The 18220-nt window shown below is 45.4% G+C and carries 17 protein-coding genes; 5 read left to right on the top strand and 12 right to left on the bottom strand.

What is annotated here, in order from left to right; all coding sequences use genetic code 11:
* Window positions 1-5 precede the first annotated feature (5 nt).
* The 10 genes from PK654_RS03810 to rpsB form a co-directional block, all read right to left on the bottom strand.
* Window positions 6-515 carry an OmpH family outer membrane protein gene (locus PK654_RS03810; RefSeq protein ID WP_271697770.1) on the bottom strand — a complete coding sequence of 170 codons (510 nt, stop codon included), beginning with the start codon at window positions 513-515 and terminating at the stop codon, window positions 6-8.
* A gap of 12 nt (window positions 516-527) precedes the next feature.
* A complete protein-coding gene (bamA, locus tag PK654_RS03805) occupies window positions 528-2945 on the bottom strand; it encodes an outer membrane protein assembly factor BamA (protein ID WP_271697769.1) in 2418 nt (805 codons plus the stop codon).
* Window positions 2946-3064: 119 nt separating this feature from the next.
* Window positions 3065-4423: a sigma E protease regulator RseP gene (rseP, locus tag PK654_RS03800; protein WP_271697768.1), complete on the bottom strand. Its 1359-nt coding sequence runs from the start codon at window positions 4421-4423 to the stop codon at window positions 3065-3067.
* Entirely contained in the window at window positions 4420-5628 is a 1209-nt protein-coding gene (ispC, locus tag PK654_RS03795) for a 1-deoxy-D-xylulose-5-phosphate reductoisomerase (protein WP_271697767.1), read from the bottom strand. The genes rseP and ispC overlap by 4 nt, the downstream gene beginning before the upstream one ends.
* Window positions 5629-5699: 71 nt before the next feature.
* Window positions 5700-6542 carry a phosphatidate cytidylyltransferase gene (locus PK654_RS03790; protein WP_271697766.1) on the bottom strand — a complete coding sequence of 281 codons (843 nt, stop codon included), beginning with the start codon at window positions 6540-6542 and terminating at the stop codon, window positions 5700-5702.
* 14 nt (window positions 6543-6556) lie between these two features.
* Window positions 6557-7306, bottom strand: a complete 750-nt coding sequence (uppS, locus tag PK654_RS03785; protein ID WP_271697765.1) for a polyprenyl diphosphate synthase — start codon at window positions 7304-7306, stop codon at window positions 6557-6559.
* A gap of 108 nt (window positions 7307-7414) precedes the next feature.
* Entirely contained in the window at window positions 7415-7972 is a 558-nt protein-coding gene (gene frr / locus PK654_RS03780; protein WP_271697763.1) for a ribosome recycling factor, read from the bottom strand.
* A gap of 47 nt (window positions 7973-8019) precedes the next feature.
* On the bottom strand, window positions 8020-8751 hold the full coding sequence (pyrH, locus tag PK654_RS03775; RefSeq protein WP_271697761.1) for a UMP kinase: 732 nt from the start codon (window positions 8749-8751) through the stop codon (window positions 8020-8022).
* A 313-nt stretch (window positions 8752-9064) separates the two neighbouring features.
* Window positions 9065-9910 (bottom strand): translation elongation factor Ts, encoded by an 846-nt coding sequence (tsf, locus tag PK654_RS03770; RefSeq protein ID WP_271697759.1) that lies wholly within the window; start codon window positions 9908-9910, stop codon window positions 9065-9067.
* Between the two features lie 131 nt (window positions 9911-10041).
* Complete coding sequence (gene rpsB, locus PK654_RS03765) at window positions 10042-10776, bottom strand: 30S ribosomal protein S2 (protein ID WP_271697757.1); 735 nt, start codon at window positions 10774-10776, stop codon at window positions 10042-10044.
* 424 nt (window positions 10777-11200) lie between these two features.
* Here rpsB and map point away from each other — a divergent pair, with 424 nt between their 5' ends.
* The 3 genes from map to PK654_RS03750 all read left to right on the top strand — a co-directional run bounded on the left by map (window position 11201) and on the right by PK654_RS03750 (window position 15347).
* On the top strand, window positions 11201-12064 hold the full coding sequence (gene map, locus PK654_RS03760) for a type I methionyl aminopeptidase (RefSeq protein WP_271697756.1): 864 nt from the start codon (window positions 11201-11203) through the stop codon (window positions 12062-12064).
* A 128-nt stretch (window positions 12065-12192) separates the two neighbouring features.
* The gene (gene glnD, locus PK654_RS03755; protein ID WP_271697754.1) at window positions 12193-14817 is read left to right on the top strand and encodes a bifunctional uridylyltransferase/uridylyl-removing protein GlnD; all 2625 of its coding nucleotides are present in this window, start codon (window positions 12193-12195) and stop codon (window positions 14815-14817) included.
* Window positions 14818-14963: 146 nt separating this feature from the next.
* Entirely contained in the window at window positions 14964-15347 is a 384-nt protein-coding gene (locus PK654_RS03750) for a DUF3461 family protein (RefSeq protein ID WP_271697752.1), read from the top strand.
* A 43-nt stretch (window positions 15348-15390) separates the two neighbouring features.
* On the opposite strand, the gene truC is transcribed toward PK654_RS03750, so the two are convergent.
* Window positions 15391-16125, bottom strand: coding sequence for a tRNA pseudouridine(65) synthase TruC (gene truC, locus PK654_RS03745; RefSeq protein WP_271698773.1), 735 nt, complete (start codon window positions 16123-16125; stop codon window positions 15391-15393).
* Entirely contained in the window at window positions 16125-16430 is a 306-nt protein-coding gene (locus tag PK654_RS03740; RefSeq protein WP_271697750.1) for a YqcC family protein, read from the bottom strand. The genes truC and PK654_RS03740 overlap by 1 nt, the downstream gene beginning before the upstream one ends.
* 92 nt (window positions 16431-16522) lie before the next feature.
* Here PK654_RS03740 and PK654_RS03735 point away from each other — a divergent pair, with 92 nt between their 5' ends.
* Both PK654_RS03735 and PK654_RS03730 read left to right on the top strand, forming a co-directional pair.
* The gene (locus PK654_RS03735) at window positions 16523-17575 is read left to right on the top strand and encodes a DUF3549 family protein (RefSeq protein WP_271697748.1); all 1053 of its coding nucleotides are present in this window, start codon (window positions 16523-16525) and stop codon (window positions 17573-17575) included.
* Window positions 17572-17877, top strand: coding sequence for a DUF3301 domain-containing protein (locus PK654_RS03730; RefSeq protein WP_271697746.1), 306 nt, complete (start codon window positions 17572-17574; stop codon window positions 17875-17877). Before PK654_RS03735 ends, PK654_RS03730 begins: the two co-directional genes overlap by 4 nt.
* Window positions 17878-18220 lie beyond the last annotated feature (343 nt).

The raw sequence follows: 18220 nt of genomic DNA, 5'->3' as shown, positions 1-18220 counted from the left end.
AATAATTACTTAAGTTCAGCAAGCACTTTTTCAGTTAAGTTTAGTTCTGGTTTAGCAAACTGCAGAGACTGGGCATCAATAACCATATCAAAACCATCTTTATCGGCAATTTTCTCTACCGCTTTCTGAATCAGCTCCAGAGTCTGGGTGCGGGCTTTATATTCCAGAGCCTGAGCTTTCTTCTGGTAAGCTTCCTGCTTAATCTTACCTTCAGCCTGAAGTGAGCTGATATCAATCTTTAGTTTCTGAATACCGTCTTCTCCCAGCAGTGCACCATCACGATCTATCTGCTGCGCCTTGGTATTAATAGCTGCACTGATTCTTTCCAGCTCAGCACGGTCATCTTTAAGCTCACCCTGAAGCTTAGTCATAATCGCTTCACGCTGAGGCATATTTTTTACAATATAGGCGGTACTGATATAGCCCACTTTCTGCGCAGCTTCAGCCGCGTTAGCAAACATTGACGCACTTAGAACTACAAGGCTGATACCAGCAGCTTTAACAATCTTTTTCAAAATATGATCCTTTTAGAAAGTTTTGCCTATGGTGAAAGAGAAGAACTCTTCACTGTCACCTTTGAATTTTTTAACCGGTTTTGCAATGGAGAACACCAGTGGCCCCATCGGAGACATCCACTGCACTGCAGCACCGTATGACGAACGATAATTGGTCGGGTCAGAGTAATCGTAGTAGTAATCTTTGCCTGACATATTAGGATCTGCTTTACGGTATTTAAACTCCGTATCCCAGACACTGGCCATATCAAAGAAAATACTGGTTCTTACCTGACTTCTCGCCTCGTCTGATGCGAACGGGGTAGGAACGATTAGCTCAACACTGGCTAATGCCGTTGCGTTACCACCTACTGACTTATCTGTTGCGATATAGTTAGGGTTGTTACCGACACTCTGGTTATATACCGCTTTTGGACCTGCGGAGTTAGAACTAAATCCGCGCAGAGTAGAGAAACCACCAGCATAGAAGTTCTCATAGAACGGATACAGGTTGTCATTACCGTCAGCCGCCTTACCATAACCGTTACCATAACCTAACTTACCGCGTAACAGCAGGGTAAACTCATGTTTCTTGGTCAGGGGAATATACTGACGGACATTGTACTGAGTCTTAAAGTACTGCACATCAGATCCCGGTACGGTAATCTTAAATGAAGCACTCTGATGGTTACCGGCAGTCGGGAAAAAGCCTCTGTTCAGATTGTTCCGGCTCCATCCCAGAGTAATATCAAAGTCATCAACAACCAGTTCGTTAGCTCCCTTCATATTCTTTTTCTGGGCTGCCAGGAACTGCTCAATCTGTACGTAAGATTCCAGATTTGAGATCTTGTTGTGCTTATATCCGATACCAAACTCAAGGAAATTCAGTTCATCATATGGGAAACCCCATGTCAGTCCGGTACCGTAACTTTGGTTGGTATAATCGACAATACCCGCTTCAGAGGCTTTAAACTCGTTATAGAAGATTTTTCCGCCTAAACTAACACCATCCAGATTCCAGTAAGGATCTCTATATTCTAATGTCACATTCTTAGAAGAGTCATTCATAGAAGCGCTGACACCAATGCGGTTACCTGTACCGGCAAAGTTATCTTGCTGCAGGCCAACCTGAAAACTGACACCAGACGCAGTACCATAACCAACACCAAAGTTAATGCTGCCGGAGTTCGCTTCTTTAACGCTATAAACCAGATCTACCTGATCATCTGTGCCCGGAACACGTACCGTCTGTACATCAACGGTTTCAAAGAATCCAAGCCGGTTCAGGCGGGTTTTACCCGTATCGATGGATTTAGAGTTTAACCAGCTCCCTTCCATCTGACGCATTTCACGACGCAATACTTCATCTTTGGTGGCATTATTACCGGTAAAGCGTATATCACGCACATAGATACGTTTACCCGCTTCAACATAGATTGTCAGGGTAACCTGCTGCTTCTCATCATCAAATTCGGGCTGAGTATATACCTTAGGATAGGCATAACCGGCCTCACCAAGGATACGTTTTACATTCTCTTCTAACTGAGTAACCAGAGAGCCATTGTAAATATCGCCATCTTCAAATGGCACCATCTTCTCAAACTCAGCTTCTTTGCCGATCAGTTCACCCTTAAAGTTAACGCCTTTAATGGTGTAAGGCTTACCTTCATCGATATTCAGGGTGATATAAACGCCTTTCTTATCGGGAGAAATCGCCACTTGTGTGGAGTCAATCTTAAACTTCACATAACCGCGGTCTAAGTAATATGATGTCAGTTTTTCAATATCTGCTGCCAGCACCTGCTTCTGATATTTATCATCAGAGAGGAAGTTCCACCATGAAAGATCAACATTCAGATCAAAACGGGACAGGAGCTCATCATCACTGAACACTTCATTGCCGATAAAATTGATCTGTTGGATTTTGGCTGAAACACCTTCAGAAAAGACAAACTTAAGGTCAGCACGGTTTCTTGGCAGAGGTGTTACAACAGCCTGAACAGAGGCGTTGTATTTACCCACACTGTAATAAAAATCTTCCAGTCCTTTCTCTATATTACTCAGCGTGGTGCGGTCAAGGGCTTCACCAGTACGTATATCTGATGCATCAAGGTTCTGTTGAAGCTGCTCTTCTTTTATCGCTTTGTTTCCGGAAAAAGAGATATTAGCAATGGTCGGACGTTCCTGTACCTGCACAACAAGTACGTCACCGTCTCTTAGTACCTTAACGTCTTCGTAGTTACCCGAGTCGTAAAGAGAACGGATAATTCCGGCAACATCCTGTGAACTGACAGAATCACCAATCCGCACAGGAATTTTCAGCAAAGCAGCACCTAGTGCCACACGTTGCAAGCCTTCGACTTTAATATCTTTTACCACAAATTGTTCAGCAGCACTGACGGCTGAACTAGCGACGATAATGGAGGCGAGTAGTAGTTGTTTAATTGCCATACCAGTTATAAATGTTCCTTGATACTTCTTTTGTTCCTGCAATGGTGTAACTTATCACTCAACCAGACGGATCCGCTTCAGAATAAAGCGGTTAAATCCGGCTTATGTGAACTGCAACATCACAGACGCATAAAATCATTAAAAATAGCGACAGCCATAAGGGAGAAAATAATCGCTCCCCCGATACGAAAGCCCATCTCCTGCACTTTTTCAGAAACAGGGCGGCGTATAACAGCTTCAATCATATAAAACAGTAAGTGACCACCATCCAGAATAGGCAGAGGCAACAGATTGATAATTCCTAAGTTAACGCTGATCAGAGCCAGAAAACCGAGGAAATAGACTAAACCGTACTCTGCTGTTGCTCCTGCCCCTTTGGCAATGGAGATTGGTCCGCTTAAATTATTCAGCCCCACATCACCAAAGATCAGCTTCTTCAGCATATTAAAGGTAAGAGCTACAATCTGTCCGGTTTTCTCAACCGCTTTCGCTACCGCATCGATGGGGCCATAGCGCTGTTCAACCTTATAAGACTCAGGCCACTCAGCGATGGCAGGGCTGATACCGGCAAAGCCAATCTCGCGGCCGTCATCCAGTGTACGGCTGGCTGGAACCACAACTTTTGTAATTTGACTGCCGTTTCGCTCCAGCAGCATATCCAGCGGTTTATTTGGTGAGTCCTGAATCATCTCGACCACCTGCTGCCAGCTATCAATCACCGTACCATTTATAGCAAGGATGGTATCACCAACCTGTAAACCTGCGTTTTCTGCAGCGCCCTGCTCTGCCACCATCGCCAGACGGGTATATATTTCAGGCGTATAAGGGGTAAAACCAAGGGTTTTCATGGCCGATTCCGTTTCCGGATTAAATTTCCAGGAACGAATATCTATAACTTTGGTTTCTTCAATACCATATTCATCAGCAGGTTTAACAGTAACCACCAGTTCCTGATCACCAATATGGGATACCAAGCCCATGTTTACTGATTCCCAGTCAGGTGTTTTGTTACCGTCGATTGAAGTAAACTGCATGCCTTTTTCTAAGCCAGCCCGAGCAACGATAGAGTTGGGAGTCACTTCACCGATAACCGGTTTCACCGCCGGAACACCAATAAGGAATACCAGCCAGTAGGCAAAAACCGCAAAGAAAAAGTTAAAGGCCGGACCAGCAGCAACAACGGCACTTCTCTGCCATAGCGGCTTAGTATCAAAGGCCTGATCTTTCATCGATTCAGGAACATCATCTGTGCGGCCATCAAGCATTTTTACATAACCGCCTAGAGGGATAACTGACAAACTATACTCTGTGCCGTCTTTACCTTTTTTCTTCCAGATAGAGCGACCGAAGCCTATGGAAAACTTCTCTACCTTGACGCCACATTTCCTTGCAACCCAGAAATGACCAAACTCATGCACAGCAACAAGAATACTCAGGGCAATTATAAAGCTGGCCAGATTCCATAAAATATCAATCATAATGAGCGTTCTCTAATAACTTCCTTTGCCAATACGCGAGCCATTCTATCCAGCTCAAGTAAGCTTTCCAAGTTATCCAGTCTCTGCGGTTGCATTTCGTTACACACTTTTGTCAATACACGTTCATTGACAACGGCAATATCGGTAAAGTTCAGCTGTTTTTTCAAAAAGGCGTCGACTGCCACCTCATTTGCTGCATTAATCGACGTTGTCGCATGTTGCCCTTCATAACAGGCATCAATGGCCAGTTTAAGGCAAGGGTAACGGGCGAAATCCGGCTCAAGGAAAGTAAGCTCACCTACCTTAGTAAAGTCTAGTGCAGATACCGTTGACGAGATACGCTGAGGGTAAGACATGGTCAGTGCAATAGGAGTACACATATCAGGCTCCCCCATCTGCGCCAGTACGGAGCCGTCTTTATACTGAACCATGGAGTGAATCACTGATTGAGGGTGGATAAGAACTTTTAACTGTTCCCGTTGGCAGTTAAACAGCCATTTTGCCTCAATAAACTCCAACCCTTTATTCATCATTGTCGCAGAATCAACAGATATCTTTGGCCCCATTGACCAGTTAGGGTGGGCTATTGCCTGTTCCGGTGTTACGGATGAGAGAGCAGAAACATCAGAATAGCGGAATGGTCCGCCGGAGCCGGTCAGCAAAATATTACTGACACCTTCAGCCTGCAGATCACAGCGTCCCGGGTTACGTTGTACACTTTCAGGCAGACACTGAAATATCGCATTATGTTCGCTATCAACAGGAAGCAGTTCCGCACCATGAGCTTCAACCGCCTCGATAAACAGTTGGCCGGACATAACCAGCGCTTCTTTATTGGCCAGCAAAACTCGCTTACCCGCTTTTACCGCAGCCATTGTAGGCACTAAACCAGCGGCCCCGACAATAGCCGCCATCACCATATCAACCTGACTTAGTGAGGCGACATAGCAAAGCCCCTCTTCTCCGGCCACAACTTTGGTATTAAGAGACAGAGAAGCGAGCTGCTGTTCAAGCTGTTTTGCCGCAGAAACATCAGACATAGCAGCATATTCAGGCTGCCACTTCTGACACAAGATTCTCATCTGCTCTACGTTCGATCCTGCCGCTAAAGCAGTCACGTTAAACTTATCGGGATTTTCACCAATCACCTTAAGCGTGCTACTGCCGATTGAACCTGTTGCACCTAGAATCGAAATGTTTTGCATGCAGAATTAACCATTAATTATTGCGAAGTGGTAGAGTACTTAACAGGCATATTAAATGCCTCTCAGGCCAACTAAAGTGTGAAATAGAGCAAGGTGAACACAGGGAAAGCAGCAGTCAGACTGTCAATCCGGTCTAATACACCACCGTGGCCGGGAATAATATTACTGCTGTCTTTAATACCGGAAACCCGTTTGAACATACTTTCCACAAGATCTCCCAGCACTGAAATTACAACCGTGATCAGAGTGATAACCACCATAATTACACCACTCTTGAAGGTAATTTCCAGCAGGCTGGCAGCACCCCAGCCAACCAGCAGAGCAACGATAATACCACCTACAAGACCTTCAATGGTTTTATTCGGGCTGACATTTGGCGCCATTTTATGTTTGCCGAAAGATTTACCGGCAAAGTAAGCCCCGCTATCGGCAGCCCAGACAAGAAGACAGACAAACAGAACCAGGTTTGCACCATGATAAGGTTCAGATTCGATATTTTGAGCCCTTAGCAGTAACATGCTCCAGAAAAACGGGATCACTGTCAGCATTCCAAACAGGTGTCTCAGAACTTTTGAGTGTTGCCATTTATCCGTTGAAGAGGGGTAACTGACAGCCAGATAACTGGCAACGAGCCACCAACAGGCTGCTACAGCAAGAATCAGATAGTGAAGAGGGCTAATCGAGTTAAGACTCACCACATCAGACGGAACCGCTATCACACTGAATACTAGTGCCAGTATGGTCGGAATCATAGCCAGATAGCGGTTCGGGCTGTTAACAAACTGCGCCCACTCCCAAAATGCAATAATACAGATGGCCGCAATCACTAGCATAAAAAGAGGAAAAGAGAGTTTAAAAATTGCCAGCGCCGCCAGAGGAGCTAATATCAGCCCGGTTATTATTCTTTGTTTCAAAAGGGTACCTTAAATTATTCCATTAACGCCTTTATCTGCTCACCGGTACAACCAAAACGGCGTTCACGGGTCACAAACCAGGATACAGCCTCAGCCAGTTTCTCTTCATCAAAATCCGGCCAATACTCTGAAGTGAAATAGATTTCTGCGTAAGCAAGTTGCCACAACATAAAATTACTAATCCGACATTCGCCACTTGTTCTAATTAAAAGATCCACCGCTGGCAAGTCGGACATTGTTAAATGTGAGTTGATCACCTCTTCTGAGATATCACTGACTTGTAATTCACCAGATTGAACTTTTTCAGCAACCGCTTTGGTTGCTTCTGTGATATCCCACTTACCACCATAATTGGCAGCAATATTCACCACCATACCACTGTTTTTTTCTGTCAGTTGCTCCGCATCGCGAATCTTTTCCTGCAGGCGGGTGCTGAATTTGGAGATATCACCAATGACCCTTAACCTCAGATTATTTGCATGCAGCTTCTTAACTTCTTTAGTAAGGGCGGTAACAAACAGATCCATCAGCAGGCTCACCTCTTCTTCAGGTCGTCGCCAGTTTTCACTGCTGAAGGCAAACATGGTAATGGCTTGTATACCAAGTCTGGCCGCCCCTGAAATGGTTTTACGTACTGCTTTTGCACCGGCTCTGTGGCCAAATACTCTGGGTTTTCCTTTTGACTTAGCCCAACGGCCGTTCCCATCCATTATGACCGCAATATGCTTAGGGAGATCTGTATTGGTAACTTGAGATTCAGGCATGTTATGAATTAATGGTTAAATGGGTTGTGGATAATAGCATAAAAAAACGCTGCGCCGCAGATATACTACACGCACAGCGTTAATTGTCAGAGCCGGTAATGAGTCAGATTAGACTTCCATCAACTCTTTTTCTTTTGCAGCAAGCACTTCGTCTACGCTCTTAACCGCAGCATCAGTGATTTTCTGAATATCTTCCTGCGCTTTACGATCTTCATCTTCAGAGATCTCTTTCTCTTTCAGAAGACCTTTCAGGTCACTATTTGCATCACGACGAATGTTACGAATCGCTACACGGCCATTTTCAGCTTCACCACGTACGATCTTAACCAGGTCACGACGACGCTCTTCTGTCAGCGGAGGAAGCGGAACACGGATAACCGTACCGGCTGACATTGGGTTCAGCCCGAGATCTGACATCATGATGGCTTTCTCTACTGCCTGAGTCAGTTCTTTATCGAATACTGTAATCGCCAGTGTACGGGCATCTTCAGCAATAACGTTAGCAATCTGATTCAGGGGAGTTGGTGCACCGTAATACTCAACGGTAATACCAGAGAGTAAGCTAGGGTGAGCACGACCAGTTCTTACCTTTGAAAGGTTATTCTTAAGCGCTTCAACACTTTTTTCCATGCGCTCCTGCGCGTCTACTTTGATTTCGTTAATCACGTTTTCACCTTAAATTGATCTTTAATTGCCTGAGCAAACAGCAAAGCTTATTCAGCGTCACTGATTAATGTGCCTTCAGCTTCACCCATCACCACGCGACGTAATGCGCCTGGCTTGTTCATATTAAATACGCGGATCGGCATTTTATGGTCACGTGCCAGTGTAAATGCCGCCAAGTCCATAACTTTTAGTTCTTTTTCAAGAACAGCACTATAAGATAGCTTATCATACAGCTCTGCATCTGGGTTGGCTACCGGGTCAGCAGTAAATACTCCGTCAACTTTTGTGGCTTTCAGCACAACATCCGCTTCAATTTCGATACCGCGCAGGCAAGCCGCTGAATCAGTAGTGAAAAACGGGTTACCGGTACCGGCAGAAAAGATAACAACACGTCCCTGACGTAGCTGAGAAATAGCATCAGCCCAGTTATAGTCATCACACACACCTTTAAGCGGAATTGCCGACATTACACGGGCATTAACATACGCACGGTGCAGAGCATCACGCATTGCCAGTCCGTTCATCACTGTTGCCAGCATACCCATGTGGTCACCCACTACACGGTTCATACCCGCTTCCGCAAGGCCTGCGCCACGGAAAAGGTTACCACCACCGATAACCACACCAACCTGCACGCCGAGCTCAACCAGCTCTTTCACTTCCTGAGCCATTCTGTCTAGTATAGTTGGATCAATACCAAAACCTTCTTCGCCCTGAAGTGCTTCACCACTAAGTTTCAAAAGGATTCGCTGATACGCTGGTTTAGGATTTGTTGTCATGGAGTATACCTTCCGATGTAAAGTTACTGATTAACTGTTATAGATAAAAACTACTGTTAATTAAATAAGCTATTACTCATTATGATTCATATCGGCAGACATCGAACACAAACACACGTTAACCCACCCATGGGGCTCCGCTGCGCCATCTCTGGCGCAGAGGGTTTGCTTATCGATGCCTGCCTGATGACAGTTCAGTAAGAAACAGCTATTTGTAAAAATAATTCCTATTTATGACAGCTAATTTAGTTAGCTATTCACAAAAAGACCGCAGCCTTAGCTACGGTCTTTATCAAGCAAGATACGCTAAGGATTAACCTTTTTGTACCGCTGCTACTTCATCTGCAAAGCTCATTTCTGCCGCTTTCTCGATGCCTTCACCAACTTCTAGACGAACGAAGTTAGCTACAGAAGCGCCTTTCTCTTTCAGCATTTCGCCTACAGTCTTCTTAGGTTCCATGATGAAAGCCTGACCAGTCAGAGAGATTTCGCCGGTGAATTTCTTCATACGGCCGATAACCATTTTCTCTGCGATCTCTGCAGGTTTGCCTTCGTTCATTGCGATTTCAACCTGAACCGCTTTCTCTTTTTCTACTACTTCAGCAGGTACATCTTCTGGGTTAACAAACTCAGGCTTAGATGCAGCAACGTGCATTGCAACGTGCTTAAGAGTTTCAGCGTCAGCTTCACCGGCAACAACAACACCGATACGCTCACCGTGACGGTACTCAGCAAGGCTTGCACCTTCAATGTACTCAACACGACGGATACTGATGTTTTCGCCGATTTTAGCAACAAGAGCGATACGAGCTTCTTCAAACTTAGCCTGAAGAGCAGCAGCGTCAAGTTTTTCAGCTACAGCAGCGTCAGCTACTTCGTTAGCAAATGCCAGGAAGCTTCCGTCTTTCGCTACAAAGTCAGTTTGACAGTTTACTTCAAGAAGTGCAGCAACACCGTCAGCTTGTTTAATAATGATGGTACCTTCAGCAGCAACGTTACCCGCTTTTTTAGCTGCTTTAGCCGCACCACTTTTACGCATGTTTTCGATCGCTAGTTCAATATCAGCGTCCGCAGCAACAAGCGCTTTTTTACATTCCATCATACCTGCGCCAGTACGCTCGCGCAGTTCTTTTACTAGAGCAGCAGTTACAGTTGCCATTCTCTATTCCTCAGTTGATTCCGGATAAGATAAAAATCAGGGGCCTTAGTACGGGCCCCTGATACTAACTATACCTTAGTACGTATTGAAACTATTCACTACATAACTAAGTATGACGTCAGAGTCCGCTATTATTCAGCTTCTTCTACGAAACCGTCTTTTTCTTCAACAGCCGCAGCTAAGTCTTGGTTACGACCTTCTTTAACAGCTTCAGCAGCAGCGTTCAGGTATAGCTGAACGGCGCGGATCGCATCGTCGTTACCAGGAATGATAAAGTCAACACCATCTGGGTCAGAGTTAGTATCAACTACAGCGTATACTGGGATGCCCAGGTTGTTAGCTTCTTTAACTGCAATGTGCTCGTGATCAGCATCGATTACGAACAGCGCGTCAGGAAGACCACCCATGTCTTTGATACCACCAAGAGATTTCTCTAGCTTCTCCATTTCACGAGTACGCATTAGAGCTTCTTTCTTAGTTAGTTTGTCAAAAGTACCGTCTTGAGCCTGAGCTTCAAGATCTTTAAGGCGCTTGATAGACTGACGAACAGTTTTGTAGTTTGTTAGCATACCGCCTAACCAGCGGTTGTTAACGTAGAACTGGTTGCTGTTGATAGCAGCTTCTTTAACAGCTTCAGATGCAGCGCGTTTTGTACCAACGAAAAGAACTTTACCTTTCTTCTCACCAACTTTAGCAATTTCTGCTAGAGCGTCGTTGAACATTGGAACAGTTTTTTCTAGGTTGATGATATGAACTTTGTTACGAGCACCAAAGATGAATGGCTTCATTTTTGGGTTCCAGTAACGAGTCTGGTGACCGAAGTGAACACCAGCTTTAAGCATATCGCGCATTGATACAGTTGCCATTTTAAAATCCTCTATGGGGTTAGGCCTCCACATACCCCATGTGTCCGACTTTAACCAATCGAATTGTTAAAGCACCCCGGAACATGTGTCGGTACGTGTGTGAGATTAAAAATATTAGTTAATGAAGTGAAGCTGCTTCGCCATCATGAAACAGATGAAGAGAACAGTTCCAGACTTCGGCGCGCTTTATACCACAATTTCGCCCTGAATTACCAGAAAAACTCTAACTTCTGCTGCATATTTTACTTATTGAGAAAACTAGACCTTTACCCGCTCGTTCAAGCCACTGTCACAGCCATAACTCAACAAAGGGAAGCCAATTGAGTATAAGATTCAATTGCAGTTATGCTTTTTCAACGTAAAATAGAAGTAATAGATAGTTAATTTGCATGAAGAATAAGCGCAACCGCGCTGAGATAAATAGATGACTATAAAAATCAAAACAGAACAAGAAATTGAGAAAATGAGAGTGGCAGGAAAGCTGGCCGCACAAGTTCTAGAAATGATTGAGCCCTATGTAAAACCGGGGGTTACCACAGAAGAGTTAGATCAGATCTGTTATAAATATATCATCGACAATGGCGCCTACCCGGCACCGCTCGATTATCACGGTTTCCCAAAGTCCATCTGTACTTCTGTTAACCATATTGTCTGCCACGGTATACCGGCCAGCAAAGACGAAATAGGCACTACAGGTAAAGACAAACCGGGCATTTTGAAAGACGGTGATATCGTAAACGTCGATATTACTGTGATCATTCCCGATGATAAAAATGCGTCACTGAAAACACGGCCAAAAGGCTATCACGGCGATACCTCTAAAATGTTTTATGTCGGCGATGTCTCTCCTGCTGACAAACGTCTATGCATGGTTGCACAAGAGTCACTTTACACCGCTATGCGTAAAGTGAAACCGGGCATTACCGTTGGCGATATCGGTACGACTATTCAGAAGTACATTAAAGGTGTCACACCAAGGTTCTCCATTGTTAAAGACTTCTGCGGACACGGTATAGGTAATGAGTTCCATGAAGAGCCTCAGGTTGTCCATTACAAAAACAGCGACAGGCGTGTTCTTAAACCCGGTATGATTTTTACCATCGAACCTATGATTAACGCTGGTAAGTTCGGTTGTAGTGTTGACCTGGAAGATGACTGGACAGTATATACCGGAGACGGCAAGAACTCAGCTCAGTGGGAACACACCATATTGGTAACAGAGAACGGTTGTGAAGTTCTCACCCTGAGGGAAGAAGAGACCATTCCCCGCCTGATGATCAACAAATAATTTCAATCCCTGCTCCGGCAGGGATTTTTCTTTCAGCCAGCCCTGAAAACATTCCCTTAAACCATTGGCACACTAAGTCAGTGCTGGTAGATTGATAAAAGTTTCAAAAATCTGCATGGATGCGTTAGATGCCCTATTTATCACCGTTAAAGTTTGTTGATTCCCAAATCACACCGGTAACCCTTAAGCAACAACTCGATAAACTCACTGAATATCAGAAAACGTCTTTTATTCAGCGCCACTCTGTCACTGATCTGGTGTTTGACCGCTCTGATTATATGGATCAGCTATTACATCGTTTATGGCGCTATTTTGGTTTTACTGAAGTTGAAGATCTCTGCCTGATCGCTGTCGGGGGGTATGGCCGGGGTGAACTACACCCATTGTCAGATATAGATATTCTTGTATTGTCGGAACAAGAGATCACAGATGAGCAGGGCGAAAAAGTCAGTGAGTTTATTACCCTGCTCTGGGATCTCAAACTGGAAGTCGGCCATGCCGTGCGCACCATGGATGAGTGCATCAAAGTAGGCAAAGAAGATCTTACTGTAGCCACTAACCTTCAGGAAGCTCGCTTTTTATGTGGCAGCGAAGAGGTATTTCATAACCTGAAACTACTCATTCACTCAGAAAATTTCTGGCCGAGTGAAGATTTTTATCAGGCAAAAATTAAAGAGCAAAAAGACAGGCACGCCCGGTATCACGACACCACCTACAACCTCGAACCGGATATTAAATCCAGCCCAGGCGGTCTGCGCGATATACACACCTTAAGCTGGATCGCCCGAAGACATTTTGGCGCCACTTCCCTGCTGGAAATGAGCAAATATGGCTTTCTGACCGACGGCGAGTACCGGGAACTGCAGGAGTGTCAGGATTTTCTCTGGCGGGTTCGCTTTGCTCTGCATATTGAACTGAAACGTTACGACAACCGGCTTACCTTTGCCCATCAGGCTCAGGTGGCAGAACATCTCGGCTTTACCGGAACAGGCAATATTCCGGTTGAAATGATGATGAAAGAGTTCTACCGCACCCTGCGAAGAGTAGCCGAACTGAATAAGATGCTGATTAAGCTCTTTAATCAGGCCATTCTTAATGAAGGGGAGCAAGCAGAAGCAGAGATTCTGGATGATGACTTCCAGCGTCGAGGGGGGCTTATTGAGGCCAGAAAACCGGCGCTGTTTCAGGCGAGGCCGGAGACCATATTGGATATGTTTATTCATATCGCTAACGACTCCAGTATCGACAGTGTTGCTCCGTCTACCCTTCGCCAGTTAAGAACCGCAAGAAGACGCCTGAACAAGTTTCTACATACTATTCCGGAAGCGCGGGAAAAATTTATGACCCTGTGCCGTCACCCCAACGCCCTGCACAGAGCCTTTACCCTGATGCATAAGTTAGGCGTTCTTGCTGCCTATCTGCCACAATGGAGCCAGATAGTCGGACAGATGCAGTTTGATCTGTTCCATGTCTACACCGTTGATGAGCACAGTATGCGCCTGCTTAAGCACCTACACTCATTCAGTTTTGCAGACAACCATAACAAGCACCCTATCTGCTGCGAGCTTTACCCCAGAATTCAGAAAAAAGAGTTGCTGATTATTGCCGGTATTTTCCACGATATCGGCAAAGGGAAAGGCGGAGATCACTCAGAAATAGGTGCCGTCGAGGCGTATAACTTCTGTATTGAACACGGGTTATCTAAGCCGGAAGCAAAACTGGTTTCCTGGCTGGTGTTAAATCACCTTCTGATGTCGGTAACCGCACAGAGACGAGATATCTATGATCCTGATGTTATTGCCGGATTTGCCAAAACCGTCCGTGATGAAGAGTACCTTGATCATTTAGTCTGCCTCACCGTTGCCGATATATGTGCCACCAACCCGGAACTCTGGAACAGCTGGAAAAGAACTCTGCTGGCAGAACTGTACCATTCAACCCAGAGGGCATTAAGAAGAGGGTTAGAGAATCCTGTCGACGTGCGGGATCGGATTCGCCACAATCAACAGTTGGCTTCTGCCCTGTTGAGAAAAGAGGGGTATTCAGCCCGGGAGATTGAACTGTTATGGCAAAGGTTTAAAGCTGATTATTTTTTGCGACATACCCATAAACAGATCGCCTGGCACGGCAGCCATCTGCTACAGAATGATGATAAAGATCAGACCCTTGTGCTAATCAGCAAGAAAGCCACACGGGGAGGCTCAGAAATATTTGTCTATTGCCGAGATCAATCTGCTCTTTTCGCCACTATTGTTGCCGAATTAGACCGGCGTAATCTTAGTGTTCATGACGCTCAGGTTATGACCAGCAAGGATGGTTATGCGTTAGATACCTTTATGGTGCTGGATCAAAACGGCCAACCTATCGAAGAAGAGTGTCATCAGGTTATCAGTGACAGTATCCGTACCGTTGTTCTGGACTCAAGCAAAAGAAAAATGCGCCTGCGCCGTACACCGAGAAACTTGATTCACTTTAAGGTAAAAACTCAGGTTGACTTTATTCCGACTAAAACTAAAAAACGCACCCTGATGGAACTGGTAGCCCTTGATACTCCCGGCCTGCTTGCAACAGTGGGCGGTACATTTTCCGCCTTAGGTATCAACCTGCATGCCGCCAAAATCACCACCATGGGTGAGCGGGCAGAAGACCTTTTTATTCTCACTTCTGCCAGTGGCGGGCGTCTGAACGATGAAGATCAAAATACTCTACGTGAATTACTAGTGAAAAATATCGAAGATCTAACACCTGAATAGATGAATGTTCTTTCGCCAATTTAGAAAAACGATCTCGTTCACAACTCTGTTTTTTGGATGAAATATCAGCTATCTACCACGCAATTAGGCTGCTACAGTTTAGGAACACACATTGAGCTAATAACACAACTGTTATGAGGTAACTTATGTATCCAAACCTGACTGGTCTTGGGATTCATGATCCTAAACAAATCGAACGCTACTCATTGCGTCAGGAAGCTCACAAGGATGTGTTGAAAATCTATTTTCACAAGCAGAAAGGAGAGCTGTTTGCGAAAAGTGTAAAATTTAAATACCCGAGACAGGTTAAGAATGTACTGGTAGACAGTGGTACGCACCAGTATAAAGAGGTGACTGAGATTAACCGCAACCTAACTCTGGTGATCGATGAACTGAACAGCATCACCCGCCCTGAAATGCTTAAAGGTAAAGATCTGAAACAGAAAATTCTGACGGATCTGCGTCATCTTGAAAAAGTGGTCGCCAGCAAGATTCAGGAAATCGAAGCGGATTTAGAAAAGCTGGATTAGATATTAGATTAATTGATAAGGGCAGACAATCATCTGCCCTTTTTTATTCTTGTCCGGAAATTTCTGACGGCCAGCCAAACTCACTAAATAGCCGCTGCCAAATCTCATCAAAGCCTGCTTTGATCACGATCCGCTCTTTACTATAAGGGTGAACAAAACTCAGCTCCGTTGCGTGTAGCAATAACCGACGCGCATCATAGTGTTCCCTGAACAGGCGATTATGCTTACCATCTCCATGAGTGGTATCGCCAACAATCGGATGTCTCAGGTGAGCCATATGTCGCCGCAGTTGATGTTTGCGGCCGGTTTTCGGCTGTAGTTCAATCAGGCTATAGCGACTGGTTGGATAACGTCCCGTCGAGTGCGGAACTTCAACCTTAGCCAGAGGTTTGTATTCTGTGATAGCTTCCTTGGCCTCTTGTTCCTGACTGACAAACTTATCAGCAATCTTATCCAGCTCTTCCTTTAACGGATAATCCAGAACATCCCCTTGTTCAATCCAGCCACGTACAATAGCGTGATAAGTCTTCTGCATCTCGTGGTTAGCAAACATAGGCATCACATCAGAGGCAACCTCACTGGAAAGAGCAAAAAAAAGCACTCCCGATGTAGGGCGATCCAAGCGGTGCAGCGGAAAAACATGCTGACCAATCTGATCCCGGAGCGTCTGCATAACAAACTCCGTTTCATGCTTATCCAGCCACGAGCGGTGCACCAGCATTCCGGCCGGCTTGTTTACCGCGATAAGATACTCATCCTGATAAACAACGTCTAAGATCATGCGCCCACCTTATCGATAGCCTGCAAGGTTTCTATTAACTCCGCTTTCTCTTTCTGTGATTTCCATACTTCTTCAAAATAGGGAGAAATGCAAAAGCCCTTAATGTCTTCCCCGTTATTCAGCATCTGACTGACCCGCGGAATAAAAATCCATTGCAGCCACTGCTGCGGAGAAAGGGTATCTAATGCAAAGGGTTGCCGGCTGGATAAGGCTTCAGCCGTCGGAGGCTGCTGCTTCCATAGCCCGGACTGTCTCAGCTGTTGTTCCAGTAAAGTCAGCAATTCTGAGTATGAGTTTGACACCTGCATCGCTTTTATCTGTGTAGCACCTTGAAATTTGCGCTAAGAGTACCATTTATTAAGCTAATACCAATAGAGCAAATGATAACGGGCAGATGGAAAACATACATACACTGACGCAACTACTGACCAATAGCGGTTGTGACTATAAAATTTTTGACCTCGGAAGACGTATTCTTCCTATCTCCAATGCTCTTTTCTCCAATGTAGAAAAAGCTCAGCAGCCCTACCCGTATCCTCTTCAGCGCCACGCACATATGGCCATCGCTTACTGGAACAGTGAGAAACAGCCATGGATCTGGTTCCTTAAGTTTCCACTGGATGAGAGAGGCCTGCTGAAGCAGTCAGATATAGGTAACTTTATCAAGTATGTACTTGAAGCGATGGGAACCCGTTTAGGTGGCGATCTGAGTGAAGAAAAGCAGCAAAAGCTGGCAAACAACCCATATACCTTTAAGCCGACAGAAGACAAGATGGCGGTTTTCCACAGCCAGATCAGGGCAGAGCTAGATCTACCTACCAGTCAGTATTATGAACATGCACAGCATTACTTTTCCGGCGGTCTTGGCTGGGATAAATGGCAGACCGTAGGTCTTCAGGGCATCACTGATATCTGTGCCAGACTGGGAAGTGAACAAAATGGTGTAATGCTGAGAAAATCACTCAGACACCTTCCTCCGGAACCAAGATACGCACTACTTGGTGCATTAGAGCATACAGAGTTACCACAAAAGCTGGCTGATACCCTCAATGAGCTGGCACAGCAACAGATAGAAAGCTCAGACCCGGATCTATTTCTGCTGGCAGCTTATGTCAGAGCGCTGTCTGGTGCGCAGGATTCCTCCCTAAAACAGGTGATTTCTGCCATTCTTGCCAGCCCGCGTCTTAGTCATCAGGAAGTACTTATCGCCATTGCAGGACGTTCATGGCAGGCGTTAGAAGATGGTACGATTGCACAACAGTTCTTACTCCGGCTGGCTCAGACGGGAAATCAGGCTCTATTTAATCAAATTTTTGCCGACTTAGTCACTCAGCCATCCCTTCGAATGGTTCTTTTGCCACTATTAAACAGCAGCCCTTCAGAAGAGCTGGCTTTGGCTTTGATTCAGCTTCAGCAGACAACCAGAAAGGATAGCAAACCATCATGATAGATAATCTACTGGCTATTCTCGCATTGAGCTTTGGTTGTTTTCTGTTCTGGCAGCAGAGGCGTCAGTCTGAACTGGCCAAAGCAGCTATTATACGTAAATGCCGCCAGTTAGATTTACAGCTATTAAGCGTTGCACTTAAAGCGCATAAGATAAAAACACCGGATGGCCGTTGGTACTGGCATACGGTTTATCAGTTTGAGTTTTCTGCCCTTGGTGACGATTGTTATCAGGGTCAGTTATTTATGAAGGGGTTCCATCCGCTCAACTTTGCCATTCCTCCCTACCGCATAGAGAGCTGAGATAACAGCACGCTATTTCTGGACGAAAGAGATGTTCATGGCAAAAGAAAAGCCCCGACGCTTTCACATCGGGGCTATACTCTTACTCGCAGCGATCCGGCTACTAATGGTGCTCCATGCATCTTCCTTAATAGTACTGAATCCTTCAGCCTGTCCTTCTTCGCCTTCCTGACGGTGTCCTGACTATCCTTTTCACTAGCTTCCCGGCTAGAACACTTCACTTGTTCCCTGAGCGGTGTCCGTTACATCATCCTGATGTTGTCCTGAGCCCAGTTCCTTTTGGTGTCCTTTGCATTCCGTACCGCCAGCTTCCTGCTAACGTTAGCTTCCCGCTAATCCTGAA

The organism is Vibrio sp. SCSIO 43137 (genome assembly GCF_028201475.1).
In the GTDB taxonomy this organism is placed as follows: Bacteria; Pseudomonadota; Gammaproteobacteria; order Enterobacterales; family Vibrionaceae; genus Vibrio.
Note: the sequence above shows the minus strand (reverse complement) of the source record. Positions and strands in the feature narration are given on the sequence as shown.

What these genes read in the sequence shown, in the direction of transcription:
- PK654_RS03730 (WP_271697746.1), top strand. Translation starts at nt 17,572, where the DNA reads ATGATAGATAATCTACTGGCTATTCTCGCATTGAGCTTTGGTTGTTTT.
- tsf (WP_271697759.1), bottom strand. Translation starts at nt 9,910, where the DNA reads ATGGCAACTGTAACTGCTGCTCTAGTAAAAGAACTGCGCGAGCGTACT.
- rseP (WP_271697768.1), bottom strand. Translation starts at nt 4,423, where the DNA reads ATGATTGATATTTTATGGAATCTGGCCAGCTTTATAATTGCCCTGAGT.
- PK654_RS03735 (WP_271697748.1), top strand. Translation starts at nt 16,523, where the DNA reads ATGGAAAACATACATACACTGACGCAACTACTGACCAATAGCGGTTGT.
- ispC (WP_271697767.1), bottom strand. Translation starts at nt 5,628, where the DNA reads ATGCAAAACATTTCGATTCTAGGTGCAACAGGTTCAATCGGCAGTAGC.
- map (WP_271697756.1), top strand. Translation starts at nt 11,201, where the DNA reads ATGACTATAAAAATCAAAACAGAACAAGAAATTGAGAAAATGAGAGTG.
- bamA (WP_271697769.1), bottom strand. Translation starts at nt 2,945, where the DNA reads ATGGCAATTAAACAACTACTACTCGCCTCCATTATCGTCGCTAGTTCA.
- uppS (WP_271697765.1), bottom strand. Translation starts at nt 7,306, where the DNA reads ATGCCTGAATCTCAAGTTACCAATACAGATCTCCCTAAGCATATTGCG.
- PK654_RS03750 (WP_271697752.1), top strand. Translation starts at nt 14,964, where the DNA reads ATGTATCCAAACCTGACTGGTCTTGGGATTCATGATCCTAAACAAATC.
- rpsB (WP_271697757.1), bottom strand. Translation starts at nt 10,776, where the DNA reads ATGGCAACTGTATCAATGCGCGATATGCTTAAAGCTGGTGTTCACTTC.
- pyrH (WP_271697761.1), bottom strand. Translation starts at nt 8,751, where the DNA reads ATGACAACAAATCCTAAACCAGCGTATCAGCGAATCCTTTTGAAACTT.
- glnD (WP_271697754.1), top strand. Translation starts at nt 12,193, where the DNA reads ATGCCCTATTTATCACCGTTAAAGTTTGTTGATTCCCAAATCACACCG.